The sequence below is a fragment of the Microbacterium sp. BR1 genome (assembly GCF_002812725.1).
Lineage (GTDB): Bacteria > Actinomycetota > Actinomycetes > Actinomycetales > Microbacteriaceae > Microbacterium.
Window position 1 is genome coordinate 283,830 of sequence record NZ_NMUN01000004.1, and the last position, 25,436, is coordinate 309,265.

General features: G+C 69.5%; 23 protein-coding genes and 3 tRNA genes. 16 read left to right on the forward strand and 10 right to left on the reverse strand.

Annotation, left to right across the window (positions count from 1 at the left end):
- From CGU35_RS05560 to CGU35_RS05590, 7 genes are all read left to right on the forward strand, one after another.
- Positions 1-1,353 carry a deoxyguanosinetriphosphate triphosphohydrolase gene (locus CGU35_RS05560; RefSeq protein WP_374935767.1) on the forward strand — a complete coding sequence of 451 codons (1,353 nt, stop codon included), beginning with the start codon at positions 1-3 and terminating at the stop codon, positions 1,351-1,353.
- Positions 1,353-3,230 (forward strand): DNA primase, encoded by a 1,878-nt coding sequence (dnaG, locus tag CGU35_RS05565; RefSeq protein WP_100811302.1) that lies wholly within the window; start codon positions 1,353-1,355, stop codon positions 3,228-3,230. Before CGU35_RS05560 ends, dnaG begins: the two co-directional genes overlap by 1 nt.
- Positions 3,231-3,270: 40 nt before the next feature.
- Entirely contained in the window at positions 3,271-4,059 is a 789-nt protein-coding gene (locus CGU35_RS05570; RefSeq protein WP_100811303.1) for an ATP-binding cassette domain-containing protein, read from the forward strand.
- Between the two features lie 71 nt (positions 4,060-4,130).
- Positions 4,131-4,203 (forward strand) — tRNA-Asn (locus CGU35_RS05575).
- A gap of 2 nt (positions 4,204-4,205) precedes the next feature.
- Positions 4,206-4,949: a sulfite exporter TauE/SafE family protein gene (locus CGU35_RS05580; RefSeq protein WP_100810601.1), complete on the forward strand. Its 744-nt coding sequence runs from the start codon at positions 4,206-4,208 to the stop codon at positions 4,947-4,949.
- 153 nt (positions 4,950-5,102) lie between these two features.
- A complete protein-coding gene (locus CGU35_RS05585) occupies positions 5,103-5,384 on the forward strand; it encodes a hypothetical protein (RefSeq protein ID WP_100810602.1) in 282 nt (93 codons plus the stop codon).
- 39 nt (positions 5,385-5,423) lie between these two features.
- On the forward strand, positions 5,424-6,686 hold the full coding sequence (locus CGU35_RS05590; protein WP_100810603.1) for a sensor histidine kinase: 1,263 nt from the start codon (positions 5,424-5,426) through the stop codon (positions 6,684-6,686).
- Between the two features lie 13 nt (positions 6,687-6,699).
- Here the strand turns inward: CGU35_RS05590 and CGU35_RS05595 are convergent, their stop codons facing one another.
- A complete protein-coding gene (locus CGU35_RS05595; RefSeq protein WP_100810604.1) occupies positions 6,700-7,014 on the reverse strand; it encodes a tryptophan synthase subunit alpha in 315 nt (104 codons plus the stop codon).
- 87 nt (positions 7,015-7,101) lie between these two features.
- Positions 7,102-7,668 carry a peptide deformylase gene (gene def / locus CGU35_RS05600; protein WP_100810605.1) on the reverse strand — a complete coding sequence of 189 codons (567 nt, stop codon included), beginning with the start codon at positions 7,666-7,668 and terminating at the stop codon, positions 7,102-7,104.
- Between the two features lie 63 nt (positions 7,669-7,731).
- On the opposite strand from def, the gene CGU35_RS05605 reads away from it, so the two are divergent.
- A complete protein-coding gene (locus CGU35_RS05605; RefSeq protein ID WP_181003392.1) occupies positions 7,732-8,760 on the forward strand; it encodes a DMT family transporter in 1,029 nt (342 codons plus the stop codon).
- A gap of 22 nt (positions 8,761-8,782) precedes the next feature.
- Positions 8,783-8,856 (forward strand) — tRNA-Ile (locus CGU35_RS05610).
- Here CGU35_RS05610 and CGU35_RS05615 read toward each other — a convergent pair.
- The gene (locus CGU35_RS05615; protein ID WP_100810606.1) at positions 8,854-10,071 is read right to left on the reverse strand and encodes a polysaccharide pyruvyl transferase family protein; all 1,218 of its coding nucleotides are present in this window, start codon (positions 10,069-10,071) and stop codon (positions 8,854-8,856) included. The two genes, CGU35_RS05610 and CGU35_RS05615, sit on opposite strands and share 3 nt — an antisense overlap.
- 42 nt (positions 10,072-10,113) lie before the next feature.
- On the opposite strand from CGU35_RS05615, the gene CGU35_RS18515 reads away from it, so the two are divergent.
- The 3 genes from CGU35_RS18515 to CGU35_RS05625 are packed head-to-tail and all read left to right on the forward strand — an operon-like array spanning position 10,114 to position 13,729.
- Positions 10,114-11,001 (forward strand): HEAT repeat domain-containing protein, encoded by an 888-nt coding sequence (locus CGU35_RS18515; protein WP_232711161.1) that lies wholly within the window; start codon positions 10,114-10,116, stop codon positions 10,999-11,001.
- The gene (locus CGU35_RS18520) at positions 10,980-12,356 is read left to right on the forward strand and encodes a glycosyltransferase (protein ID WP_232711162.1); all 1,377 of its coding nucleotides are present in this window, start codon (positions 10,980-10,982) and stop codon (positions 12,354-12,356) included. Before CGU35_RS18515 ends, CGU35_RS18520 begins: the two co-directional genes overlap by 22 nt.
- Positions 12,353-13,729 (forward strand): glycosyltransferase, encoded by a 1,377-nt coding sequence (locus tag CGU35_RS05625; RefSeq protein ID WP_100810607.1) that lies wholly within the window; start codon positions 12,353-12,355, stop codon positions 13,727-13,729. The genes CGU35_RS18520 and CGU35_RS05625 overlap by 4 nt, the downstream gene beginning before the upstream one ends.
- Here the strand turns inward: CGU35_RS05625 and CGU35_RS05630 are convergent.
- Positions 13,654-14,334, reverse strand: coding sequence for a hypothetical protein (locus tag CGU35_RS05630; protein ID WP_100810608.1), 681 nt, complete (start codon positions 14,332-14,334; stop codon positions 13,654-13,656). The genes CGU35_RS05625 and CGU35_RS05630 overlap by 76 nt on opposite strands.
- Positions 14,335-14,613: 279 nt before the next feature.
- Here CGU35_RS05630 and CGU35_RS05635 point away from each other — a divergent pair, with 279 nt between their 5' ends.
- Positions 14,614-15,117 (forward strand): DUF3145 domain-containing protein, encoded by a 504-nt coding sequence (locus CGU35_RS05635; RefSeq protein WP_100810609.1) that lies wholly within the window; start codon positions 14,614-14,616, stop codon positions 15,115-15,117.
- Between the two features lie 155 nt (positions 15,118-15,272).
- Here CGU35_RS05635 and CGU35_RS05640 read toward each other — a convergent pair whose 3' ends face one another.
- The 6 genes from CGU35_RS05640 to aceE all read right to left on the reverse strand — a co-directional run bounded on the left by CGU35_RS05640 (position 15,273) and on the right by aceE (position 22,876).
- Complete coding sequence (locus CGU35_RS05640; RefSeq protein WP_100810610.1) at positions 15,273-16,511, reverse strand: beta-ketoacyl-[acyl-carrier-protein] synthase family protein; 1,239 nt, start codon at positions 16,509-16,511, stop codon at positions 15,273-15,275.
- Between the two features lie 61 nt (positions 16,512-16,572).
- On the reverse strand, positions 16,573-16,821 hold the full coding sequence (locus CGU35_RS05645) for an acyl carrier protein (protein ID WP_036297167.1): 249 nt from the start codon (positions 16,819-16,821) through the stop codon (positions 16,573-16,575).
- Positions 16,822-16,906: 85 nt separating this feature from the next.
- On the reverse strand, positions 16,907-17,914 hold the full coding sequence (locus CGU35_RS05650; protein ID WP_100810611.1) for a beta-ketoacyl-ACP synthase III: 1,008 nt from the start codon (positions 17,912-17,914) through the stop codon (positions 16,907-16,909).
- Positions 17,911-18,831, reverse strand: coding sequence for an ACP S-malonyltransferase (locus CGU35_RS05655; RefSeq protein ID WP_100810612.1), 921 nt, complete (start codon positions 18,829-18,831; stop codon positions 17,911-17,913). The genes CGU35_RS05650 and CGU35_RS05655 overlap by 4 nt, the downstream gene beginning before the upstream one ends.
- A 44-nt stretch (positions 18,832-18,875) precedes the next feature.
- Complete coding sequence (locus tag CGU35_RS05660) at positions 18,876-20,144, reverse strand: PucR family transcriptional regulator (protein WP_100810613.1); 1,269 nt, start codon at positions 20,142-20,144, stop codon at positions 18,876-18,878.
- A gap of 5 nt (positions 20,145-20,149) precedes the next feature.
- Positions 20,150-22,876: a pyruvate dehydrogenase (acetyl-transferring), homodimeric type gene (gene aceE / locus CGU35_RS05665; RefSeq protein ID WP_100810614.1), complete on the reverse strand. Its 2,727-nt coding sequence runs from the start codon at positions 22,874-22,876 to the stop codon at positions 20,150-20,152.
- Positions 22,877-23,040: 164 nt separating this feature from the next.
- Here aceE and CGU35_RS05670 point away from each other — a divergent pair, with 164 nt between their 5' ends.
- The 3 genes from CGU35_RS05670 to CGU35_RS05680 all read left to right on the forward strand — a co-directional run bounded on the left by CGU35_RS05670 (position 23,041) and on the right by CGU35_RS05680 (position 25,359).
- The gene (locus tag CGU35_RS05670) at positions 23,041-23,502 is read left to right on the forward strand and encodes a peroxiredoxin (protein ID WP_100810615.1); all 462 of its coding nucleotides are present in this window, start codon (positions 23,041-23,043) and stop codon (positions 23,500-23,502) included.
- Between the two features lie 122 nt (positions 23,503-23,624).
- The gene (locus CGU35_RS05675) at positions 23,625-25,094 is read left to right on the forward strand and encodes an IS1182 family transposase (RefSeq protein ID WP_036294992.1); all 1,470 of its coding nucleotides are present in this window, start codon (positions 23,625-23,627) and stop codon (positions 25,092-25,094) included.
- 192 nt (positions 25,095-25,286) lie between these two features.
- Positions 25,287-25,359: transfer RNA gene (locus CGU35_RS05680), tRNA-Val, on the forward strand.
- Positions 25,360-25,436 lie beyond the last annotated feature (77 nt).

Consider the following 25,436-nt stretch of genomic DNA (forward strand, 5'->3'; position numbering starts at 1 on the left):
GTGGATAAAACCGTGGCGGCTCATGCCAGAAAAGAACCCGCGCTGACTCGCACGGATGGCTACGACGTGCACGCGACCGAGCGCTTCCATGCCGAGGAACATCGCTCGAAGCGGGACGACTTCGCGCGTGACCGCGCGCGCGTCCTGCACTCCGCGGCCCTCCGACGTCTTGCCGCCAAGACCCAGGTGCTGAGTCCCGCGAGCCCGGCCGACTTCGCCCGCAACCGCCTGACGCACTCCCTCGAGGTGGCGCAGGTGGGCCGTGAACTCGCGACATGGCTGGAGCTCGCGCCCGATGTCGTGGATGCCGCGTGCCTCAGCCACGACCTCGGGCACCCGCCGTTCGGGCACAACGGGGAGCGCGCGCTCAATGACTGGGCCGCCGACATCGGCGGGTTCGAGGGCAATGCGCAGACTCTGCGGATCATTTCGCGGCTCGAGCCGAAGGTGATCGACGAGAACGGGCAGACCTTCGGGCTCAACCTGACCCGAGCGAGCCTCGATGCGACCTGCAAGTATCCGTGGACGTCGGAGCATCCGCTTCCCGATGCCGGGGGACGCCTCAAGTACGGGGTCTACGCCGACGATGAGCCGGTCTTCCGTTGGATGCGCGAGGGCGCCCCCGGGCGAGTGCGCTGCATCGAGGCCGAGGTCATGGACCTGGCGGACGACATCGCGTATTCGGTGCACGACTTCGAAGACGCCGTGACGAACGGATACCTCGACCCGCGGCGTCTCTCGGACCCCGCCGAGCATCAGGCGCTCGTATCGGCGTTGCAGGCCTGGGTGGGCTTCGACTTCGCCCGCGACGAACTCGACGACGCGCTGTACCGCCTGACGCGGATGCCCGAGTGGATCACCTCGTTCGACGGGTCGCGCCCCGCGCTGGCGCGTCTGAAGAACCTCACGAGCGACCTGATCGGACGCTTCGCCCGCGCCGCGACGACCGCCACGCGTGAGGCCTATCCGGCGCGCACGCTGACGCGGTACGGTGCGCACGTGGTCGTGCCGCGGGTCGTCGAGGCAGAGGTCGCCGCGCTCAAGGGCATGGTCGGCGCTTTCGTGGTGTCGATCGATGGCCGTAAGACGCTCTACAAAGAGCAGAGGCGCATGCTGAAGCGTCTCGCGACCGCGCTGTGGGAGGCGGGTCCGGCCCAGCTGACTCCCGCGCTGCGCGGTGACTTCCTGACCGCCGATTCCGATGCGGCACGTCGCAGGGTCATCGTGGATCAGGTCGCGAGCCTGACCGACCAGGACGCCCTGTCGTGGCACGAGCGCCTTCTGGGTGAGGTGGACGCCGGGGCCCTCGGCATCTGGACTCCGGGGTCGCGTCCGTGGTCGGAGCGGAGCTGATGGCCGGACGCATCTCCCAGGCGGATGTCGAAGAGGTCAAGGCCCGCACGAACATCGCTGACATCGTGGGTGAGCGTGTCGCGCTGAAGTCGGCGGGCGTCGGATCGATGAAGGGTCTGTGCCCGTTCCACGACGAGCGCAGTCCGAGCTTCCACGTCCGTCCGCAGGTGGGTTTCTACCACTGCTTCGGATGCGGCGAATCGGGGGATGTCTACACGTTCCTGCGGAAGATGGACCACGTCACGTTCACCGACGCGGTCGAGCGCCTGGCAGCCCGCATCGGGTTCACCCTGCACTACGAGGAGGGCGGCGGTCCCGCACCCGAGACGAGCGGCCGGGCACGCCTGTACGCGGCGAACCAGACGGCCGCGGCGTGGTTCCAGAGCCAGCTGTCCACGCCCGAGGCCGAGGCCGCCCGCCGCTTTCTCGGCGAGCGGGGCTTCGACGCCGGAGCGGCCGCGCACTTCGGGGTCGGGTATGCGCCGAAAGGGTGGGACAGTGCGCTGAAGGCGCTCACCGCCGAGGGCTTCACCCGCGAGGAACTCACGACCGCCGGCCTGATGTCGCAGGGGCAGCGTGGTGTGTACGACCGCTTCCGAGGTCGCCTGGTGTGGCCGATCCGCGATGTGACGGGTCAGACGGTCGGCTTCGGAGCACGGCACCTGTACGAGGACGACAAGGGCCCGAAATATCTCAACACCCCCGAGACCCCGATATATCACAAGGCGCAGGTGCTCTACGGCCTGGATCTCGCCAAGCGCGACATCTCGCGTGCCGATCAGGTCGTGGTGGTCGAGGGCTACACCGACGTCATGGCCTGTCATCTCGCGGGCATCACGACCGCGATCGCGACGTGCGGCACGGCCTTCGGCACCGACCACATCACCGTCCTGCGGCGCGTGATGGGGGACGACAAGGCGTCGGGCGAGGTCATCTTCACGTTCGACCCGGATGCCGCGGGTCAGAAGGCGGCGCTCCGCGCGTTCGCGGAAGAGAAGCGCTTCTCGGCCCAGACCTACGTCGCCGTCGCCCCCGAGGGGCTCGACCCCTGTGACCTGCGCCTGCACCGCGGTGACGCGGCCGTCCGGGCCCTGCTCGAGCACAAGCAGCCGATGTACGAGTTCGTGATCGACCGGCGGATCGCCGATTACGACCTGGCGAGCGTCGAGGGCCGGATCGGGGCGCTGCGCGCGGCGGCGCCGATCGTCGCAGACATCCGCGATCCGTCGCTCCGGCCCGGCTACACCCGCGTTCTGGCGCGTCGACTCGGCATGGACCTGAACGAGGTCCGCCCCGCCGTCGAGCGTGCGGCACGCGGCGCGGCACGCGATGGTGCGCGCGCTGATCAGGCCGCGGGTCGCGCGGCCGGTCAAACCCCGTCGGCGGATGGCGCGCCCCCGCCGGTCGCGGCGGTCACGCTCGCGAATCTCCCGCGGACTCCCGAGGTGCTGCTGGAGCGCGACGCCGTCATGGCCTTCCTGCAATACGGGCACACGATCCCCGACGATCTGCGGATGCGCGCGATCGCCCAACCGATGCGCCACCCGGGGCTCGAGGCCGTGCGCGAGTCGATCGCGACCGGCGACCCCGCCCGGCCGGGATGGGCGCTGACGGCGATCGAGGGCGTTCGTGAGCCCTACCGCGGGCTGGCGGCCGAGCTCCTGGCTGCGCCGTTTCCCGCGCGGGATGAGCTAAGGGCCCAGGCATCCGCTGTCGCACTCGCGCGAAGGATGCTGGGGCGCGCGATCGATCGCGAGAAGACCGAATTGCTGAGTGCGGTTCAGCGTGTTCCCGCGGCCTCGGAAGAGGGTCGGACCCTGCGTATGCGGCTTCGCGACCTGGACGCCGAGCGACACGCGTTGCTCGCGGACGAGTGATTTCCCGCCCCGGAGTGTGATCCGGGGCATGATGAAGAGCATGGCCCGGCGTCGAGACATCCCGTTCGCGATCCTCGCGGAGGATTTTTCGCTGGCCCACGCCTCGGGTTCTCGCCCGGGCGGCGGTCGTGCCGTCGACGGCGTGTCGTTCGGTCTGATGCCCGGTCGTTCGCTGGTCGTGATGGGTTCGACGGGGTCGGGAAAGTCGAGCCTTGCCGTCGCTCTCGCGGGGCGTGGCGGCGACGATCTCTCGGTCGTCGGCGGTCAGGCGTTCGTCGACGGCGTCTCGATTCGCCACCCCGGCCGGGCGAGGCGGTCGCTGACGTACTTCACCGGCTATCTGCCGCAGCGGGCCGGGGCGGACCTGCCCGCGCGGCTCACGGCGGGCGAGATCATCACCGAGCCGATCACCAGCCGCGACCGCAAGGTCGGTGAACGCGCTCTGGCGCTTCTGGTCGCGTCGATGCTGGACGAGATGCATCTGCCCCTGAAGGTGGCGACGCAGTTTCCGTACGAATTGAGCGCCGGGATGCGCCAGCGCGTCGCGCTCGCCCGTGCGCTCGTCCTGCAGCCCCGCGTGCTGATCGCCGACGAGCCTCTCGCGAACCTCGATGTCGCCTCACGGTCGGCGGCTCTGGCCGCGCTGCGCCAGCGTGCGACATCGTTCTCCATGGCGACTCTGGCGGTGTCGAACGATCCCGAACTCGCGAGTGCGCTGGATGCCGACGTGATCGTGTTGCAGCACGGGCACACGGTCGCGCAGGGCCCGCACGACCAGTTGTCGTGGGCCCCGGGCGCGGATGTCGACCCGTGGCTCGTGGCGCCCTGACCCGTACGTGTCGTTGTGGCCGGTTCGGGTTTGCTAGGATAGCCGGGTTGCCCGGCGCGAGTCGGGCGCATTCCTCCATAGCTCAATTGGCAGAGCAATCGGCTGTTAACCGATAGGTTCTTGGTTCGAGTCCAAGTGGGGGAGCAGTGACAGATCTTGGGCCGGGCGGATGGGTTCTTCTCGCCGTTGCGGCTCTCATCGTCGGATTGTCGAAGGCTGCGCTTCCGGGCGCGAGCACGCTCGCCGTGGCGATCTTCGCGGCCGTCCTTCCGGCGAAGCAATCGACGGCGACATTGCTCGTGCTGCTCATCGTGGGGGACATCTTCGCGCTCTGGGCCTATCGTCGCCACGCGGACTGGCGAGCGCTCGCGCGGCTCGTGCCCGCAGTCGCGGTCGGCCTCGTGCTCGGCGCCGCCTTCCTCGTCGTCGCCGATGACTCCTGGGTGCGGCGGACGATCGGCGTGATCCTGCTCGTCCTCATCGCCTTCACCCTCTGGCGTCGCTACGTGCGCCGAGGCGCACCCGCTGTCGAGCGGCCGCGCTGGCCCGCGGCTGCCGCATACGGCTCTCTGGGCGGTTTCACGACGATGGTCGCGAATGCCGGCGGACCGGTCATGTCGATGTACTTCCTCGCATCCGGATTCCGGGTGATGGCATTCCTCGGCACCGCCGCATGGTTCTTCGCCCTGGTCAACGTGACCAAGCTGCCCATCATGTTCGGGTTGGGGCTGATCACACCGGGGACTTTGCTGACGGATGTGATTCTCGTGCCGGCCGTCCTGCTCGGTGCCTTCGGCGGACGCATGATCGCCGGCCGGATCAACCAGGCGTGGTTCGAACGCATCGTCATCACCCTGACGATCGTCGGTGCTCTGTACCTGCTGGTCTGACTCGCGTCCTTCTCCTTCGGGGCATACCTCCGCCGCGGCCCGGGCACAACCCCTCGGCGCTTCATGCCTATCTGGGCTACCGTCGCGGCAACCGAGAGGGACCGGATGCCGTTATTCGAGCAGGAAAGATCCCTTCGAGGACGGCTCCAGGTCATGGCCCGTGCCCAGTTGCCCCTCCTGGTCGCAACGGTTTTCGTGACGGTTGCCACGGTCCTCGTCGTCCCCGAGGTGCGCGACGACCTGCTCCTCGGGGCGGGGTCGCTCATCATCCTGATCTCGTCGATCACGGGAGTACTGCTGCCATGGGAGCGTTGGGCACCCGGGACGCTGATCATCCTCGCGCTGGCCGACATCGTCGGCGTGGCCTTGATCCACACGGCGTTACTGGCGTATCTGCCCGCCGCGGGAATGCTCGTGATCTTCCCCGTCCTGTGACTCACCTACGGCTTTTCGCAATCGGGCATCCTCATCGCGATGGCGGGCGCGCTCTTCGTCTCCGCCTTCCCGTTCCTCACCGTGCGTGGCCTCCCGGACTCTCCCCTCGAATGGCTGAACGTCGTCACACTGCCGATTCTCGTGCTGGGACTCGCGGTTCTCGTCAGCTTCGCGGCCGAGCAGCTGCGGTCGCGCCGCGCCGAGCGGGACATCGCGTTCGACGCTCAGCGTGCCGCGCTCGATGAAGCTCGGGACACCGAGGTGATCGCTCGAGGCATCCTTCAGACCGTGAACGCGGGTGTGGCGTTCTTCGACGCCGACGGCCGTCTCGACATCGCCAATGATCTAGCCGAGCGGGCCGCGGAGACGATCGGCTTCCGCCTGGATCGCCCACCGTACAGCGGACAGCGGATGTACCTTCCCGACCGCACGACGCAGATCCCGCCTTCCGAGCAGCCGGTGCCGCGCGGTCTCGCCGGCGAAACGGTGGAGCGGCACTTCGCATGGATCGGTCCGGCGCGCGGGCAGTCGGCCGTGATCACATCGACCAACCCCGTCCGACGCGAATCCGGTGAGAAGCTCGGCACGGTGATCGTCATGTACGACGTGACCGAGTTGGCCGAGGCGGTCGAGATCCGCGAGGAGTTCCTGCGGACGGTCGTGCACGAGCTCCGCACGCCGCTCACGGCCACCGTGGGCTACCTCGACCTGCTCGAAGAGGACCCCGCGCTTCCCGCCGGCCTCGCGGAGCGGGTCGCGACCGTGCGTCGGGGGATGGTGCGCCTCACTGCCCGCATCGGCGAGCTCATGGCCGCGGGGGACGACGGGGTGGATCTGAACCGTTCTCGCGTCGGCATAGGACGACTCATCGAGGAGTGCGTCGAGAAGCTCCACCCATCGGTCCGCGGTCGCGTGACACGATTCGGCACTCACCGAGACGGTCTGGAGATCGATGCGGATCCGGTTCGGCTGGTGCAGGCGATCGGTGAGCTGCTGACCAACGCGCTCAAGTTCGGCGCAGACGACATGCCCGTCATCGTGCGCGTCTCGTCACACGAGCACCACGTCGAGATCCAGGTGACCTACACGGGCCCGGGCATGACGCGGGCCGAGCGGGCCCGGGCCTTCGATTCGTTCTACCGGGCGCCGTCGGTCAGGTCGCAGGCGATCCAGGGGTTCGGGCTCGGGCTGCACATCGTCCGCAACATCCTTCGCGCGCACGGGGGCGATGTCGAACTGCGCAGCAGCGCCGGTGTCGGGACGACCGCCGTCGTGACGCTGCCCCGCGTCGTACCCGAGTAGCTGCGTTCGGTGATCAGCCGCGGCGGGCCAGCGGGTCTTCGCCGAGCATCCGCCACACCGTCTTCGTCAGCGCGGGGTGTTCGAGGGCGATCTGTCGGAGCACCCGGTAGTGGCGAACGTGCGTCGGCATCCGTCCGCCGTCCGCGATGATCGCGTCGGCGCGCAGCATGTGCACGACCAGCTCGTCGACCGTCGGGAGCTCTTCCATGAACGCCCAGGGGTCTTCGCCCTGGCGCAGACGTTCTTCGACGACGACGCCGAGTTCTTCGGAGGCCTCGGCACGGAGCACTTCCAGGCTCGCGCGGCGTTCGATCCGGACCTCTTCCACCCCTCGAGCCTACGCGCGCATTCGGCGGGTGGCGCGAGGCGCGGCCTACGCGGCTCGGCCTACGCGGCTCGCCCTACGCGGCTCGGCCTACGCGTCCAGGTCGTCGACGCCGGGCATCCAGGACCGACCCGGCACGCCCCAGCCGCGCTTCCGGACGATCTTCGCCGCCGTTCTGGCGTCGGCGTCGCCGATCCGGTCGACGTAGAGGATGCCGTCGAGATGATCGAATTCGTGTTGCAGGATGCGCGCCCGCCAGCCGTCGACCTCGAGGCGAACCGGCTCGCCCTCGAGGTCGGTCCCCGTGACCAGGGCCCGGTCGGCGCGACGGAGCGGGAACCGCTCGCCGGGAAACGACAGGCAGCCTTCGCTCTCGGCGTCGGGGTCGGGGCGCCCCGGCTCCGGGGGAGTGATCCACAGTTCGGGATCGATCACGACGCCGCGCCACGGGGCGCCCGCGTCGTCCTCGTACGAGTAGACGAAGATGCGCAGCGGCACTCCGACCTGCGGGGCTGCGAGACCGACGCCGGGTGCGGCATCCATGGTCTCGTACATGTCGGCGACGAGGGTGCGGATCTCGTCCGTCACGACGCCGACACGAGCGGCGGGGGAATGGAGGACGGGATCGCCCAGGATCACGATCGGGAGCACGGCCACGTCTCGAGCCTATCCGGAGCGCCTCAGCCCATCGGCATCCGGCTCGGTTAGTGTCGATGCGTGATGTGGGTGGGATCGGTAGAAGAAGTCGGCGAGCAGCTCGTCGGCGCTTTCCAGAATCCTGGCCTGCTCCTGGGTATCCCGCTGGCGCTCGCGGGCGCGGTCTTCATGTCGTTCGGGGCGCAGTACCAGCACCGTGGGGTCGAGAAGGTCGAGCGTCTGAGCGGCCAGGACGGCGCGAGCGGTCTGACCATGCGGCAGCTCTCGCGCCTGCTGTCTCGCCCGTCATGGGTCGTCGGAACGCTCATGCTCGGGATGGCGATCCTGTGCCAGCTGGGCGCGCTGACGGTCGCGCCGCTCATCGTGGTGCAGCCCTTGGGCGCGATCGCGCTCGTCGTCACGACCCTGCTGAACTCGCGGGTGAGCGGGCTACCGCCCACCCGGCGATCCCTCATGGCGATCATCGCCTGCGTCGGCGGCATCTTCATCTTCGTGATCATCGCGGCCATCTTCGCGACCGAGCGGCCGTTGAGCCAGAACGAGCTCATCACGGTGCTCGTGACGCTCGCGATCGTGATGGTGGCGATGCTCGTCTTCTGGATCCTTCTGCGCAAGCGCATGCGCGCCCTGTTCTACATCCTGAGCGCTGGTGTCGTGTACGGCTTCGTGGCCACGCTCGCGAAGGTCGTCATCAAGCGCATCCAAGCCGGTGAGTTCGAATGGCTGACGCTGGTCTGCCTGATCGCGCTGCTCGCGGCGACGGGGGTCGGTGCGTACTTCGTACAGACGGCGTACTCGTCGGGTCCGCCCGACCTGGTGATCGCGGGCCTGACGGTCATCGACCCGATGGTCGCTGTGTTGATCGGTCTGCTCGTACTCGGCGAGGGTGGCGCGGCGCCGCTCTGGGCCCTGATCGGCTTCGGTATCGCCGGCGCGATCGCCGTCTGGGGAGTCATCACGCTCGCGCGCTTCCACCCGCAGGTTCTCTCGAACAGCCAGGAGCTGCCGATCCTCCGTGGCGGCTCACGCGGGGCGGATAGCTCGGGGCTGACGGCAACGGACGATGGCGCGGGTCCTCACCCTCTCGTCTGACGGACGCTAGGCTTTCACCCACGGGGCGGTGGCCAAGCTGGTCAAGGCAGCGGGCTCATAACCCGACGATCGTGGGTTCAAGTCCCACCCGCCCTACTCCGTAGAACGCCGCTCGGCGTCTGCCACCGCGTCCCACCAGAGCGCGGCCTCCGCTCGATTGCGGGGCTCGCGCTCGGCCGCGGCCTCGGCGATTCGTGCGCGCGAGGACCACACGCGCTCCAGCACGGCACCACCGAAGGCGTCCGCATCGGCGAGCGGTGCGACGCCGTCCTGACCCCAGTGCGCGAGCACGCCGAGCTGTTTGATGCGCGTGTAGTCGTCGGCGACGAGCCCGACGACGGGAACACCCGCGGGTGCGGCGAAGACGGCGGGGTGATACCGGCCGGTGATCAGCAGGGCGCTCGAGCGGGCCAGGCGCGCCGCCGCTCGAGGGTCGCCGGTCGGGATGACCCGCGAAGGGGAGGTCATCCGCGCACGCACCTCGTCGTGCAGCACGGCGTCGCCACGGGCCGGCGAGATCGGATCCAGGGGCCCGAAATGCGCGTGGAACGCGACGGGCTCACCGGTGAGTTCGGCCGCGTGATCGATGAGGCGCGCGAGGCGAGCGACGGTCTCGTCGCGCTGCGCTCCGCCGAGGGCGAGCGAGAGGCTGACGAGCACGCCGGACGGCGGGGCCGAGGCATCCGGTTCATCATCCGTGCCCGGGTCGCGATCGCCCAGGAACGACGCGTCGTCGACGCCGACGCGGGCCGCGACACCGAGATCGGCGGCAAGGGCGAGCGATCTCGTCTCACGCACGCCGACGAGCCGGGCGGCACGCAGCGCGGGGGCGAGCAGTGCCCGGTCCGCGTCGATCAGATCCGGTCCCAGGGTCTGTCCCGTGACCACCACGGGGCGTCCGAGCTCGCTCGCGATGGCGGCCAGCGTCACGCGTTCGTAGATGTGCACGGGCCACCGCGACGCGAGGTTTCCCCCGCCCGCGATCACGACGCCGTCCGTGGCGGAAACGGCGTCGATGATCTCGCGCGCGGAGTCGTCCGTGCCGAGGGACGACGGATGCTTCGCCGCGGCCACGACCTCGCGCATCCGCGCATCCGCCGCATCGCGCGAGAGTCCGGCGAACCCGATGCGCGGGACGGCGTCGATACCGTAGCGATCGGCCGATTCCGCGGGCTCCGCGGACACGGCGATGAGCTCGACACCGCGGGCGCGCATCTCGTCCCGCAGGGCCTCGAACATCGCCTCGTCGCCGATGTGCATCATGCCGTCGGACACGCCGATATCACCGATGGAGAGAAGCCGCACGAGCACCGGAGCCTAGCCTCCAGAATCGGCCGACGCCAGCCGAGGCCGATGTCATCCACGCGGGCTACGATCGGCATGCGGCGGCTCTCGGGCGGACTCGCGCGCGCGAAGGAGACGACGATGGGCATCCAGACGGCCATGGACGCGGTGTACGCCGCGCCGGGGATCGTCGACGCCATTCGGCTCGCGGACGATGTCGCCTTCGAAGCGGGACGCGACCCGGGCGTGCGCACCCTGCGGCTGCTCGCGAAGGCGCTCGCGAGCGATGACGACGTGGCCGCGATCACGGCCGTCCACGCGTTGGCCGAGATGTACGACGAGCAGGCGGCGCGGACCCTCAGCAGCTTGCTCTCGGACGAGCGCGGCTTCATCCGTGAGCACGCCGCATGGGCGCTCGGCGCGGGACTGCCGCGCTTCGATGCGATCGGGCGTCTGCTGGGGATCGTGGCCGCGGGAGGGTTCTCGGGAATGCTCGCGCAGCGGACGCTCGAGAACTGGTCGATCACGGCCGGCGAGACGCTCGCCGTCGCGATCGAGAGCGCTTTGCTCGGGATTCAGGATGCCCCGTCCCGCGCGCGCCTCGTCGAGACTCTCGGACTCGTGCGCGCCCCCATCGCCGCGCGTACGCTGCTGCGGTGCGCGGGCGACCCGGGAGAGTCGCGCCCCGTGCGGATCGCCGCAGTCGCCGCACTCGGTCAGCGCGCGCACTCGGCCGAAGCCGCATCGCTGCTGGACGGCCTCGCCGACCGCGGGGACGAGCTGGCGGATGCCGCGCGTCTCGCGCTCGTCGACCTCGCCGCGGGGCGCACCGCGACCGGGGCCGTGCGCAGCGGCCCCGCACCGGAACCCGGTCCGCTCACGGTCGCGCAGCTGTTCCTCCACGCCGATATCGAGCCCTCGCTCACCTCGGCGGGGTGGGCGACAACGGCGGCATAGCAACCCTGCTCGTCCGGTTGGGAGATGCGCTCGTCGCGGATCCCTCGACGGGTGTTCAGCGCGTCGTGACCCTGTCGCGGGGCCCGCGCGAGCGCGCCGTGATCGACCTCGGCGTCATCGGGATGGACCGCGAGGGTCACGTCTACGGGCGCGTGCCGCTCGCGGATCAGCCGGTGCCCTCGGCTGCGGCGTGGTCCCTGCGCGTGCCGGCACGGCGTGGTATCCGACGCATCCTGCGTGCCGCCGGTCGCATCGACGTGCTGCACCTGCGCATGGCGGACGTCGGCAGCCTCGCGGCCGCGGACGTCGCCCGCGAACTCGGGATCCCGGTCGTGTTCACGGTCGCTCCAGACCCGCACGCCGTGATCCAGTCGATGGATCTCTCGGGGGCACTGCAGCGGTCGGACTTCGGCGAGGTCGACATGCGCGAGCACTTCTGGTTCCGCGCCCGGCTCGTGCAGAGCCTCGCCTCGAACGCCGCCCATACCGTGCTCTTCCCGCGGCCCAAGCTCGAAGAAGACATGCGCCAGCTCGTCGGCATCGACATCTCGTCCCATCCTGAACGGCACACGATCGTCGCCGAGGGGGTCGACCTCGACGTCGTCGATCGCGCGGTCGGCGAGCTCCGGGCGTGCTCGACCGACGACTGCCCGCCCGAGATCGAGCCGCTTCGCGCCCTGCTCGCAGAACTGCCGAACGAGCGCAGGGGGCTCCCGTTGCTGGTGAGCGTCGGGCGACTGCACCGGGTCAAGGGCATGGCGACGCTCGTCGAGGCCTGGGCCCGGGGCCCATTGGCCGAACGTGCGAATATGCTCATCATCGGCGGTGACCTCGAGAAGCCGTCGCTCGACGAGCGCGAGCAGGTCGAACGGATCGCCCAGATCGTTCCCGACGAGGATCGCGCCGCGCGGGGTCTTGTGCTCGCCGGCCACCGCTCGAACGATGTCGCGGCGCGGTGGCTCGCGGCCGTCCGGTTCGGGATGCCGGGGCTCGCGGCATCCGGTGGCGTCTACGTCTGCGCGAGTGTGAAAGAGGAATTCGGCATCGCCCTGCTCGAGGCGATGGCGACGGGACTGACCGTCGTCGCGCCCGACGGCGGTGGCCCCGCGACCTACGTCACGCGGGGCGACACCGGCGTGCTGACCCAGACATGGGACGTGGCGAACCTTGCGCAGGCGATCGCCGAGGCGCTCGACATCGCGGCGGAGCGCGACGACTCGCGCGCGCAACGCGCGCACGACATGGTTCGCGACCGCTTCACGATCCAGGGGATGGCGTCGGCTCTCGGCCCCGTCTACCGCGGTGTGACCCGCGAAGAGGCCGAGCTGATCCGGGCCGCGGGGGTACTCGGGTGACGCTGCTCGTCATCAGCCCCGACTACGCCTCGCATCTGCTACCCCTCGCCACCCTTGCCACGCGGTGGCGCGACGCGGGGGAGCGCGTGGTCGTCGCGACGGGACCGTCCACAGCCGGCATCGTCGCGGATTTCGGGCTCGAGCGCGTCGATCTGACGCTCGGCCGAGGATCGAACCCCGGGGTGATCCGTGCGGACGAGCAGCCGCGCGACGAGGGCGCGTCGCTGCGCGGGTTCTTCGACGCGACGTGTATCGGCATGGTGCAGACCCTCCGCTACCAGGCTCGAGAACGGCTCACCGACCTGATGTGGGATCCCGTCGGACGGGGCCGGCGCGTGCTCGAGATCGTCGATCGGGTCCGCCCCGATGCGATCATCGTCGACCATCTGGCGTTCAGCGCCCGGATGGCCCTGCAGACCGCGGGCGTGCCCTACGGCGGCGTCGTGCTGGGGCATCCGAGTGCCCTGCCGGTCCCGGGCGAGGTGTACGGCTACCCGCCGTTCTGGCCGCGCGCCTTCTCGCCCGCGGAGGACGACCTGGCCGAGCTTCGCGCGCTCTGCGACCGGGTCGCCGCGGGCTTCACGGGGGAGTGGAACCGTGCCGCGCGCGAACTCAACGGGCGGGCGGCAGACGTGAGCGACGCCTTCGCGACCCACGGCGGTGCGCACGGGGGCACCGTGCTCTACAACTACCCTGCGGAGCTCGCCGAGACAGAGGGGCGGATGCTGCCGCCGCACGCCTTTCTCGGGTCGACGCGGCGCGACGAACAGGTGGCTCCCGACATCCTGGAGTGGATCGCCCGGGACGAGCCCTACGTCTACGTGAGCTTCGGGAGCTTCCTGTCGGTGCGGGATGACGTGCTGTCGCGGGTAGCCGAGGCGGTTCGTCGCCTGGGCGTGCGCGCCGCGATCGCAACGGGTGCGACCCCGCCGGGGGCCCTCGGCGACGTGCCGGACGGATGGCTCGTCCGCACGCACCTGCCGCAGGTGCGGCTCCTCGCGAGCGCGGCGGCGGCGGTCAACCACGGCGGCAACAACTCGGTCACAGAGGCCCTCGGAAGCGGTGTGCCGCTGCTCGTCCTGCCTTTCTCGACCGACCAGTTCGCGGGAGCCGCGACCGTCGAGCGCACGCGGGTGGGCGTGGCCCTCGATCCCAACGCCGCGACCGTGGCGGAGGTGACCGACGCGTTGCGTGGCCTTCTCGGGGGCGGCGACGGCGCTGGCGACCTCGATGTGGACCGCGGGCTGCTCCGGAAGATCGCGGAGGGACAGGCCGCCCGCCCCGGCCCGGTCGTCGCCTACGAGGTGCTCGCGGGGTCGCGCTCGCTCACGAGCGAACGCATCGCCTCGGGGTCGCCCGCCGCGGACCGGTAGCGCTCCATCAGCGCCGCGTTCGCGTCGAACCGGGCACCCGCTCGCGTCTCGGCGACGTGGTGCAGGGCATACACCCGACCGTCGTGTCGCCGAGGCGGGCTGCCGAGGAGCGTCTCATGGGCGAGGTTCCACGCGGCGTCCTCGTACCCCCACCCGCGGAAGCGCTCGTCCTGCCCGCCGTGGGCGGCCCACGTGCGGGGCGTCGTGACGTACACGCCGGAGCACGCGCCGCGCACCAGCTCGAACGCGCACCGCTCGGGATCCGTCCCCGTGAGGTACTGGGCCGTGCCGGGGGCCCCGAGCCAGTGGTACGCGGTGTACGGCAGGTGGACGAGGCCGCTCGTCCGGGCCGCGGCGATGGCCCCGCGCAGAGCCCCCGCTTCCGGGATCGTGTCGGCATCGTTGATCACGACGACGTCATCCAGGCTCAGGCCGGCGAGGCCCTTGTTACGGCACGCGGCGAGGACGAACACGTCGTCATCCGTGTCCACGGTCCGCACGGTGAACTCGGGGAATTCGCGCGCATACCAGCTCGTCACGGCTTCGAATGCGGTCAGGCGCGACGGCGCGGGGCGCCAGGGGATGATGACGGAGACGGCAGACACGACGTTCAGCCTAGGCGCGGACATGCGGGAGGAACGCAGTGGTCGTTCGGGCCCGAATGCGCCGCGGGGGGCTCGTTCTGCCACGCGGGACCTCTCGGATGTTCGCCCGTCCGTGCGGCGGTGCAGACGGGGTGACTCACCCCCGCGCCGCGCCGAGGAATCACAGTGTTGTGATTCCGTTATGTGATGGGCAATAATGGGCCCACAACCGAACAGCAGTCGCCGAAACACGTGTCACAGGTCGTAGGGGAAGACGTACCTGAAGAAACGGAAGTGGAAATGGCGACATCATCGGCGCGCGGAGTGATCTATGTCCACTCCGCGCCGCGGGCGTTGTGCCCGCACCTGGAATGGGCTGTCGGGCGTGCACTCGGTCGTGCCGTGAGTTTTGAGTGGGACGAGCAGCCTGTCCTACCCGGAGCTCGTCGCGCCGAGTTCTATTGGGAGGGCCCCGTCGGAACCGGCGCCTCGCTGTCTTCGGCCATGCACGGCTGGGAACATCTGCGCTTCGAGGTCACCGAGGATCCAACCCCGCGTTCGGATGGCGGCCGGTGGTTGCACACCCCCGACCTCGGCATCCACTATGCGCAGACCGATGCGGCAGGCAACGTCGTCATCGGGGAAGATCGGATCCGCTACGCGATGGAGATCGCCGCAGGCGATGTTCGAGAACTCCAGCGTGAGCTGGGCGTCGCCCTCGGGCAAGCCTGGGATGACGAGCTCGAGATCTTCCGCCACGCGAGCGATCAGGCACCCGTGGTGTGGCTCCACAAGGTGGGCTAGAGGCGCTCGTAGGCTGAAGGCGACCCGAGACTCCAGACATCCCCACACTCGGACCGAACCCATCGTCCGCGCTCGCGCGGCCTGTTGGCTGGGTCAGGATGTGGAAACCCCTGGATCGCGGTCACCGAACCTGTCGAAGCGACCGCGCGCCAACCTCAATTCGTCGAGAATGCGACGACGGCGTTGTGCCCGCCGAAGCCGAACGAGTTGCTGATCGCCAACTGGTCGCCCGCACCGAGGTCCTGGACCTGACCCGAGATCCGGAAGGGCACCTCGGGGTCCTGCGTCGTCAGGTTGATCGTCGGAGGTGCCTGGCGCTGACCGATCGCCAGGACCGTGAAGATCGCCTCGAGCGCTCCGGTTCCCCCGAGCAGGTGGCCGGTCGAGGCCTTCGTCGCTGAGACCGGGATGTCGTCGACACGGGCCCCGAAGATGGCCCGGAGCGCCTGGTACTCGTTCGGGTCGCCCACGGGCGTGGACGTCGCGTGCGCGTTGATGTGCGTGACGTCGTCGGGGGACGCATCGGCCATCTCGAGTGCCATCGTCACGGCTCGTGCCGCGCCGTGCCCCTCGGGGTCGTTCGCCGTGATGTGGTATGAATCCGCCGTGACCCCGCCGCCGACGACGTAGGCGTAGATCTTCGCGCCGCGAGCCTTGGCATGCTCCTCGGTCTCGAGGATCAGCACGCCGGCGCCCTCGCCCATGACGAAGCCGTCGCGGTCGATGCTTCCCGGACGCGATGCCGTCGCGGGGTCGTCGTTGCGACGCGAGAGCGCCTGCATCGACGCGAACGAGGCGATGGTGATCGGATGGATCGCCGACTCGGTGCCGCCCGCGATCACGACGTCCGCGAGGCCGTCCTGCAGGTGCTCGACCGCGTTGACGATCGACTCGGTGCTCGACGCGCACGCGCTGGCGACCGTGCGGGCGAACGCGCGCGCACCGAAGTGGAGGGAGAGGTTGCCGGCCGCCGCGTTCGGCATGAGCATCGGCACGGTCATCGGCATGACGCGGCGGGGGCCCTTCTCGCGCAGGGTGTCCCACGCGTCGAGCAGGGTCCAGACGCCGCCGATGCCGGTCGCGAAGTCGACGCCGAGGCGCTCCGGGTCGACCTCGGGCGCTCCGGCGTCCTCCCAGGCCTCCATGGCGGCGACGAGGGCGAACTGCGACGCCGGGTCGAGCCGCTTGGCGGTGGGCCGGGGCAGGACGTCCTCGGGGCGCACGACGGCTTCGGCCGCGAACGTGACGGGCAGCTCGTACTCGGCTACCCACTCGTGCTCGAGTGTCCGCGTGCCCGACACGCCGGCAAGAAGGGCGGTCCAGCTTTCGGGGGCGGTGCCACCGAGGGGTGACGAGGCACCGATTCCGGTGACGACGATGCGCTTGGTGGTCATGACACGAATCCTCAGGCGTTGCTGTCGCTCTCGGGGGCCCAGGGGCCCCCGAGAGGGTGGATCAGGACTGGTTCGACGTGATGAACGTCACGGCGTCGCCGACGGTCTTGAGGTTCTTGACCTCGTCGTCGGGAATGGTGACGCCGAACTTCTCTTCTGCGTTCACGACGATCGTCATCATCGAGATCGAGTCGATGTCGAGGTCGTCGGTGAAGGACTTCTCGAGGGCGACGTCGTCGGCCGAGATGCCGGTCTCGTCGGTGATGAGCTCAGCGAGCCCGGCGAGCACCTCATCGGTAGAAAAGGCCATGGTGTCTCCTTGGTTCTGGATCTTTACGGGGGTTCTGGAGTCGTGTCGTCGACCGCAGATCAGTCTAGGGTGGCTATCCGCTCGCTCACGGCAGCACCACGACCTGAGCGCCGAACACCAGACCGGCGCCGAAGCCGATCTGCAGGGCGAGACCGCCGCTGATCTCGGGGTGCTCCTGCAGCAGACGGTGCGTGGCCAGAGGGATCGATGCTGCCGACGTGTTGCCGGTCGTCTCGATGTCGCGGCCGATCACGACGGTGTCGGGCAGCTTCAACTGCTTGGCGAACTCGTCGATGATGCGCATGTTGGCCTGATGGGGCACGAAGGCTGCCAGGTCGGATGCCTCGACACCGGCCGCTTCGAGGGCCTGGCGTGCGACCTTCACCATCTCCCACACCGCCCAGCGGAAGACGGTCGGCCCCTCCTGGCGAAGCGTGGGCCATGCGGCGACCCCGTCGCGGAACTCGATGAGCGTGTGGTCCATCCCGACGGCGTCGGCCTTGGAGCCATCCGATCCCCACACCGTGGGGCCGATGCCGGGCGTTTCGCTCGGGCCGACCACGACGGCGCCGGCACCGTCGCCGAGCAGGAACGAGATGCTGCGGTCAGTCGGGTCGACGACATCGCTGAGCTTCTCGGCACCGATGACGACGGCATAGTGGGCGATTCCGCTGCGGATCAGGGCATCTGCCTGGGCTACCCCGTACGAGAACCCGGCGCAGGCCGCGTTCAGGTCGTAGGCGGCCGCGGGATTCGCTCCGACACGGTCGGCGACGACGGCCGAGATCGACGGGGTCTGCTGGGGGTTGCTGATCGTCGCCACGATGACGAGGTCGATGTCTTCGGGAGCGACGCCGGAGGTGGCGATCGCTTCGGCCGCGGCGTCCGTGGCGAGATCGAGAGCGCTCGTGCCGGCTTCCGCGCGCGTGCGCGTGATGATGCCGGTGCGCTGGCGGATCCACTCGTCGCTCGAGTCGATCGGTCCGACGAGCGCGTCGTTGTCGACGAAGACTTCGCCGCGCGCGGCGCCGTACGCGTAGATCCGCGTGTGGGGGACGCCCGTGGTCTGGGTCAGCGGGGCGGACGAGATCATGCGTTTTCCTTCGAGAGAAGATCCGCGGCCGCGTCGAGGTCGTCGGGGGTCTTGACCGCCACCGACGGGACGCCGCGGAGTCCGCGCTTGGCGAGCCCGGTCAGTGTACCGGCGGGAGTCAGTTCGATGAGGCCCGTGATACCCGCGTCGGCGAATCCCGCCATGCAGAGATCCCAGCGGACGGGCGAGGCGACCTGGCCGACCAGCAGGTCGATCGCGGTCGAACCCGAGGTGACGACGGACCCGTCATGGTTCGTCCAGAGCGTGAGCGTGGGGTCGGTCGCCTCTATGGCGTCGGCGGCGATACGCAGCCGCTCGACCGCGGGCGCCATGTAGCCGGTGTGGAACGCGCCGGCGACCTGCAGCGGGATGACTCGCGCGCCGCGCGGGGCTTCTGCCGCGAGCTCGGCGAGGGCGCCGGGTGCTCCCGCCGCGACGATCTGCCCGCCTCCGTTGAAGTTGGCGGGGGTGAGCGCGAGCTCTTCCAACCGTGCGAGGACGACCTCTTCGTCACCGCCGACGACGGCGCTCATGCCGGTCGGCTCGAGGGCCGCGGCGTCCGCCATCGCCCGCCCGCGGATGCCGACGAGGTTCATGCCGTCGTGGGCAGAGAGCACACCCGCGATGACGAGTGCCGCGATCTCGCCGACCGAGTGGCCCGCGGTGCCGCCGGGGGTCGACGGGGCGCGCTGCTCGAGCGCGGACCAGGCGAGCAGGCTCGCGGCGACGATCAGCGGTTGGGCGATGCGGGTATCGCGGATGGTGTCGGCGTCGGACTCCGTGCCATGGCGGATCAGATCGACCTCTGCGGCATCCGAGAACGCGGTGAGCAGATCACGCGCCCCGGGGAGCTCTAGCCAGGGGGAGAGGAATCCGGGAGTCTGAGAGCCCTGACCGGGGCAGGCTACGACGATCACCTACCCAGTCTGTCAACTCGACCGGGGTGGGTCTTGGCTCGGTCCTACGAAGAAACCCCGGAACGTTTGTGCGTGGCTGACACCAGAGGGCGTCTGCGCGTGTCCGTAGCAGCGATCTGGCCCAGGATGAGTGCCGACTGCAGGATGAGTGCCTCGCGCGCCCCGGTGGCATCCCAGCCGATGACCTCGCTGACCCGCTTGAGGCGGTAGCGCACGGTGTTCGGGTGCACGAACAGCTCGCGAGCGGTGGCCTCGAGCGACCGGCCGTTGTCGAGGTAGCTCCACAGTGTCGTGACGAGGTCGGGGGAGTGCGCCTGCAGCGGTCGATAGATCCGCTCGACGAGCGTCTGCTTGGCCAGCGCGTCGCCCGCGAGGGCACGCTCGGGCAGCAGGTCGTCCGCCTCGACGGGGCGGGGCGCATTTCGCCAGGCGCGGGCCACGGCGAATCCGGCGAGCGCCGCACGGGCGCTCGCGCTCGCGTCGACCAGGGCGGGAACAGCGGGGCCGAGCACCAGGTGGCCCGGCCCGAATCCGGGTTCGAGACGCGTTGCGATCTCGGGGAAGGGCAGGTCCGGTGCGGGTTCTTCGCCGCGGGGGACCGAGTCCGAGCGCCCCATCACCAGCACGAGCCGCGATCCCTGCACACCGATCAACACGTCCACGCCGAGTTTGCGCGCGATGCGCCGAAGCTGATCGACGTCGAACTGCGAGGGGGTCGTGCCGACGAGCACGCATACCTCGCCGTGTCCGTGCCAGCCCAGCGCCGCGATGCGGCTCGGCAGCTCGGCATCCGCCTCGCCGGTCAGGATCGAGTCGACGACCAGCGCCTCGAGACGTGCGTCCCACAGCCCGCGTGCTTCCGCCGCCCGCGCGTAGACATCCGCCGCGGCGAACGCGACGTCACGCGAGTACTTCAGGATCGCCTCGCGGATGCTGCCGCCCCGGCCCGTCACACGCTCTTCCGTGACCTCGACCGTCACGCGGATGAGCTGCAGGGTCTGCTGCAGGCTGACGCTGCGCAGCAGCTCACGCGGAGCGGCGGCGAAGATGTCCGCCGCGATCCAGGGCGTCGACTCGGGGTCTTCGTACCACTGGATGAAGGAGGTGATGCCCGCCTGGGCTACGAGGCCGACCGCGGACCGCCGCCCGGGTGGCATCTCGCGGTACCAGGGCAGCGTGTCCTCGAGTCGGTTGAGCGTCGCCGTGGCGAGGTCGCCGGAGATGCGACGCAACCAGGCGAGGGTCGCCGCCTTCTCGTCGGATACGGCCTTCTCCGAGACGGCTTTCTCGTCGGCTCCCGTGGTTTCGGGCACGGGGCTCAGCTTTCGCCGCCGGCGTTCCCGCTCGTTCCCGCGGTCACGTCGAACAGACGGTACTTCTCGATCGCCTGGGCGACGAGCGACCGGTCGACCGCGCCCTGCTGCGCGAGCGCCTGGAGCGCCCGCACGACGATGGACGGACCGTCGATCTTGAAGAACCGGCGAGCGGCGGCACGCGTGTCCGAGAATCCGAAGCCATCCGCACCGAGGGTGTAGAAGTCGTGCTGCACCCACGGACGGATCTGGTCTTGCACGGCGTGCATGAAGTCGCTCACCGCGACGACCGGACCGGGCGCGCCGGCCAGCTTCTCGGTGATGTACGCCGTCTTCGGCTCTTCGTCGGGGTGCAGGAAGTTGTGCTCGTCGGCGGCCAGGCCGTCGCGGCGCAACTCTGTCCACGACGTGACGGACCAGACATCCGCTGCCACGCCCCAGTCGTCGCGGAGCAGCTGCTGCGCCTCGATGGCCCACGGCACACCCACGCCCGAGGCGAGAAGCTGGGCGCGCGCGCCGTCGCCCTCACCGGTCGAGATGCGGTGGATGCCTCGGACGATGCCGTCGACGTCGACACCCTCGGGCTCGGCGGGCTGCACGATCGGCTCGTTGTAGACCGTCAGGTAGTACATGACGTTCGGGTCGGGGTGCTGGCCGCCGTACATGCGCTCGATGCCCGAGCGCACGATGTGCGCAATCTCGTAGCCGTAGGCGGGGTCGTACGACACCGTCGCGGGGTTCGTCGAGGCGAGCAGGTGCGAGTGGCCGTCGGCGTGCTGCAGGCCCTCACCCGTCAGCGTCGTGCGGCCGGCTGTCGCGCCGATGACGAATCCGCGCGCCATCTGGTCGCCCGCGGCCCACTGGGCGTCGCCCGTGCGCTGGAAGCCGAACATCGAGTAGAAGACGTAGACCGGAATGAGTGGCTCGCCGTGCGTGGAGTACGACGTGCCGACGCCTGTGAACGCCGCGACGGCACCCGCCTCGTTGATGCCGACGTGGATGATCTGCCCTTGCGGGCTCTCCTTGTACGCCAGGAGCAGCTCGCGGTCGACCGACGTGTAGTGCTGGCCGTTCGGGTTGTAGATCTTCGCGGTCGGGAAGAACGCGTCCATGCCGAACGTGCGGGCCTCGTCGGGGATGATCGGGACGATGCGGTGACCGAAGTCCTTCGCGCGCAGCAGGTCCTTCAGCAGGCGCACGAACGCCATCGTCGTGGCGACCTCTTGCGTGCCCGAACCCTTCTTGGGCATCGCGTAGGCGGAGTCGTCCGGCAGCGTCAGGCCGACGTGGGTCGTGCGACGCTCGGGCAGGAAGCCGCCGAGGTTGCGGCGGCGCTCGAGCAGGTACTGGATCGTCTCGTCCTTCTCGCCCGGGTTGTAGTACGGGGGCAGGTAGGGATTCTCTTCGAGTTGGCCGTCCGTGATCGGGATGTGCATGGCGTCGCGGAAGTGCTTGAGGTCCTCGAGCGTCATCTTCTTCATCTGATGCGTCGCGTTGCGGCCCTCGAAGTGCGGTCCGAGACCGTAGCCCTTGATCGTCTTCGCGATGATCACGGTCGGCTGACCCTTGTGCTCGACGGCGGCCTTGAACGCGGCGTACACCTTGCGGTAGTCGTGGCCGCCGCGCTTGAGGTTCCAGATCTGGTCGTCGCTGTAGTCCTTGACCAGCGCGAGCGCGCGCTCGTCACGGCCGAAGAAGTTCTCGCGCACGTAGGCGCCGTTCTCGGTCTTGTAGGTCTGGTAGTCGCCGTCGGGGGTGACGTTCATCAGGTTCAGGAGCGCGCCATCCGTGTCGCGCGAGAGCAGCTCGTCCCACTCGCGTCCCCAGACGACCTTGATGACGTTCCAGCCGGCGCCGCGGAAGAAGCTCTCGAGCTCCTGGATGATCTTGCCGTTGCCGCGCACCGGACCATCGAGGCGCTGGAGGTTGGCGTTGACGATGAAGGTCAGGTTGTCGAGGCCCTCGTTCGCCGCGACCTGGAGCTGGCCGCGGCTCTCGACCTCGTCCATCTCGCCGTCGCCGAGGAACGCCCAGACGTGGCCATCCGAGACATCCTTGATGCCGCGGTTGGTCAGGTACTTGTTCGTCATCGCCTGGTAGATCGCGTTGATCGGGCCGAGACCCATCGACACGGTCGGGAACTGCCAGAACTCGGGCATCAGGCGCGGGTGCGGGTACGACGGGATGCCGTTGGGCGCGGCGGACTTCTCCTGGCGGAAGCCGTCGAGCTGGGCCTCGGTCAGGCGACCCTCGAGGAAGGCGCGGGCGTAGGTGCCGGGCGAGGCGTGGCCCTGGATGAAGATCTGGTCGCCACCGGAGGGGTGGTCGTGGCCGCGGAAGAAGTGGTTGAACCCCACCTCGTACAGGGCGGCCGACGACGCGTATGTCGAGATGTGCCCGCCGACGCCGATGCCCGGGCGCTGCGCGCGGTGCACGGTGACCGCGGCGTTCCAGCGGATCCAGGCGCGGTAGCGGCGCTCGATCTCTTCGTCACCGGGGAACTCGGGCTCGTTCTCGGGCGCGATGGTGTTGATGTAGTCCGTCGTCGGCACCATGGGGACGCCCAGGTGCAGCTCGTGCGACTTCTTCAGAAGGCTGAGCATCACCTCGCGTCCGCGGCCGTGGCCCTTCGCGTCGACGAGCTGTTGCAGGGATTCCTGCCACTCGGAAGTCTCTTCTGGATCGCTGTCAGCGGCGTTCTGCGAGTAGGGATCCTGGTCGTGAACAGTCACACGTGACCTCTCTTCGTGCCGGCAGATCGTGCCGGGGGAGTCTTGGCAGCGGCGTCTCGGCTTGTGGGCCGGGCGGGAACGCACACCTCTCTCAGCCTAGTCAGTTCCGGGCATTCCGCGCCCGTCCGGACTGAGCCGGTGCGCGGCGATGGCAGGATGTCGGCATGACCCTCGAGATCGGTGACCAGGCCCCGGACTTCACGCTCCTGACGCAGGCGGGCGAGCCGCTCACGCTCAGCGATGTCTGGCGGGACTCGCCCGTCGTGCTCGTCTTCTTCCCCCTCGCGTTCTCGGGACGGTGCCAGGGCGAGCTGTGCGAGATCCGCGACAACATCGCGGTCTTCGAGGATGCTTTGGTGCGCGTCGTCGGCATCTCGGTCGACAGTCACCACGCGTTGCGGGCCTGGGCCGAGCAGCAGGGTTACGGGTTCGACCTGGTGTCCGACTTCTGGCCGCACGGCGAGGTCGCGCGGGCCTACGAGGTGTTCCTGGCCGACCGGGGGGTCGCGACGCGCGCGAGCTTCTTGATCGACACGGAGGGCGTCGTCCGCTGGTCGGTCGTGAACGACCCGACGAGCCCGCGGCCGCTGTCGGCCTATCGCGAGGCCTTGGCCGCGTTCGCGTGAGCGTCGTTCGGGCTCGGTCGGGCTCGTTCGGGCTCGATCTTCTAGGTGCGTGGGTCAGATCCTTCCGTTAACGCGCCGGGGTGAATCCGGTGGATAGCGCGGGGTGCTGGGAGAATCGATTCATGACGGTGACTGCCAGCCTGGAGGGTCTGTTCGAGGTCGAGCCGGGTGAGGCGCGGGCGCCGGGATCGGCTGCACCGGCGGGTGCGGGCAAGACGTTCCGTGGGTATGACCAGGGGCAGTGTTTCCTGCTCCCGCCGAGTCTGGATGACTGGCTGGACGAGGATGATGAGGCCCGGTTCATCTCCGAGGTCGTCGAAGAGCTCTTGGATCTGACGCCGGTCTACGCGTCGTACGCGTCCGCCTCGGGTGCGCCTCCGTATGACCCGCGGATGATGTTGAAGCTGCTGCTGTTCGCGTACGCGACGGGCGTGACCTCGTCTCGTGAGTTGGAGCGGCGCTGCAAGCGCGATATCGCCTTCCGGTGGCTGTCGGGCAACCAGGCGCCCGACTACCGGTCGCTGGCCCGGTTTCGTCGGCGTCACCTGGATGCCCTGCCGGGGTTGTTCCTGCAGGTGCTGCGGGTCTGCGCGGAGGCGGGGCTGGTGCGGTTGGGGCGGGTCGCGCTGGATGGCACGAAGCTGGCTGCGAACGCGTCGCGGCATAAGGCGATGAGCTATGACCGGATCGTGCCGAAGATCGATCAGCTCCAAGCCGAGGTCGCTGCGCTGCTCGCCGAGGCGGAGGCGGTCGATGAGGCCGAGGATCAGCAGTTCGGCCAGGACCGGCGCGGGGACGAGGTCGCCCCGGAGCTGGCCCGCCGTGAGGGGCGCCTGGCAAAACTACGTGCCGCGAAGGACGCGATCGAGGCCGACGCCGCCGAGAAGGCGGCAGCCGTGGCGCGGAAGAAGGCCGACGCCGCCGGTCAGCCCCCTGAGCAGGCCGACGCGGCCGTCGCGACTGCGGTGGACACGGCGGCGCCGAAGCCGAAAGCGCAACGCAATTTCACCGATCCTGAGGCGCGGATGATGAAGACGGTCCGCGGCTTCGATTACGCGTTCAACGCGCAGGCCGTTGTCGATGAGGGCCACCAGATCGTGTTGAGCGCCGAGGTCACCCAGCAGGCCACCGATATCCAGCAGTTCGTCCCGATGGCCGAGCAGACCCTACGGAACCTCGACGCGGCAGGAATCGAGCGTTCCCCAGAGGTCGTCCTCGCTGACGCGGGCTACTGCTCGGAAGCCAACCTCGAAGCCGCCGACGATCTGGACGCACAGGTGTTGATCGCGACGGGACGGCAACGTCACGGCGAGAGCTTCCCTACCGCCGGCGCCCCGGACCCGGCCCCAGAGGACGCGAGCCGGCGGGAGCGGATGGCGCACGCGCTGCGCACCGAGCAGGGCCGCACCGACTACGCGCGCCGCAAAGCCATCGTTGAACCCGCGTTCGGGCAGATGAAGACCCGGCAAAACGCCGGACAGCTCCGGCTACGCGGACTCGCCGGCGCCCAAGGCGAATGGCTACTCCACACGATCTGCCACAACCTCCGCAAGCTCCGCGTCGCTACAGCCGCCGGGCTGGCGCCCGCATAGGCCTCCCCAGGGGTCCCTGGGCGTCACAGCACGCACCGACAGTCGCCACGAGCCCCTCGCCGTGCGATCCCGCACGCTCTCACACCGCAACGGCCCGCCCGTTCCCGTTCGCGACCGTCAGCGCGCGATGCCAGAGTCAACGCCGCGCGCCACGCCACCCGATTCTGACCCGCGCACCTAGACTGGCCCCAAGGGCCTTTAGCTCAGCTGGTAGAGCGCCACGTTTACACCGTGGATGTCGTCGGTTCGATCCCGGCAGGGCCCACACCGCGTCCGATGTTCACGCCGCGACTGATCGGCGCGAGCATCTTCGCCTGCTGGCGGCCGTGCCTCGAAGGACAT

Coding starts and splice junctions, on each gene's coding strand:
- CGU35_RS05670 (WP_100810615.1), top strand. CDS start 23,041: ATGACCCTCGAGATCGGTGACCAGGCCCCGGACTTCACGCTCCTGACG.
- CGU35_RS05635 (WP_100810609.1), top strand. CDS start 14,614: ATGGCGACATCATCGGCGCGCGGAGTGATCTATGTCCACTCCGCGCCG.
- CGU35_RS05650 (WP_100810611.1), bottom strand. CDS start 17,914: ATGATCTCGTCCGCCCCGCTGACCCAGACCACGGGCGTCCCCCACACG.
- CGU35_RS05640 (WP_100810610.1), bottom strand. CDS start 16,511: ATGACCACCAAGCGCATCGTCGTCACCGGAATCGGTGCCTCGTCACCC.
- CGU35_RS05675 (WP_036294992.1), top strand. CDS start 23,625: ATGACGGTGACTGCCAGCCTGGAGGGTCTGTTCGAGGTCGAGCCGGGT.
- CGU35_RS05585 (WP_100810602.1), top strand. CDS start 5,103: ATGGCCCGTGCCCAGTTGCCCCTCCTGGTCGCAACGGTTTTCGTGACG.
- CGU35_RS05645 (WP_036297167.1), bottom strand. CDS start 16,821: ATGGCCTTTTCTACCGATGAGGTGCTCGCCGGGCTCGCTGAGCTCATC.
- CGU35_RS05590 (WP_100810603.1), top strand. CDS start 5,424: ATGGCGGGCGCGCTCTTCGTCTCCGCCTTCCCGTTCCTCACCGTGCGT.
- CGU35_RS05570 (WP_100811303.1), top strand. CDS start 3,271: ATGGCCCGGCGTCGAGACATCCCGTTCGCGATCCTCGCGGAGGATTTT.
- CGU35_RS05605 (WP_181003392.1), top strand. CDS start 7,732: ATGTGGGTGGGATCGGTAGAAGAAGTCGGCGAGCAGCTCGTCGGCGCT.
- dnaG (WP_100811302.1), top strand. CDS start 1,353: ATGGCCGGACGCATCTCCCAGGCGGATGTCGAAGAGGTCAAGGCCCGC.
- CGU35_RS18515 (WP_232711161.1), top strand. CDS start 10,114: ATGTCATCCACGCGGGCTACGATCGGCATGCGGCGGCTCTCGGGCGGA.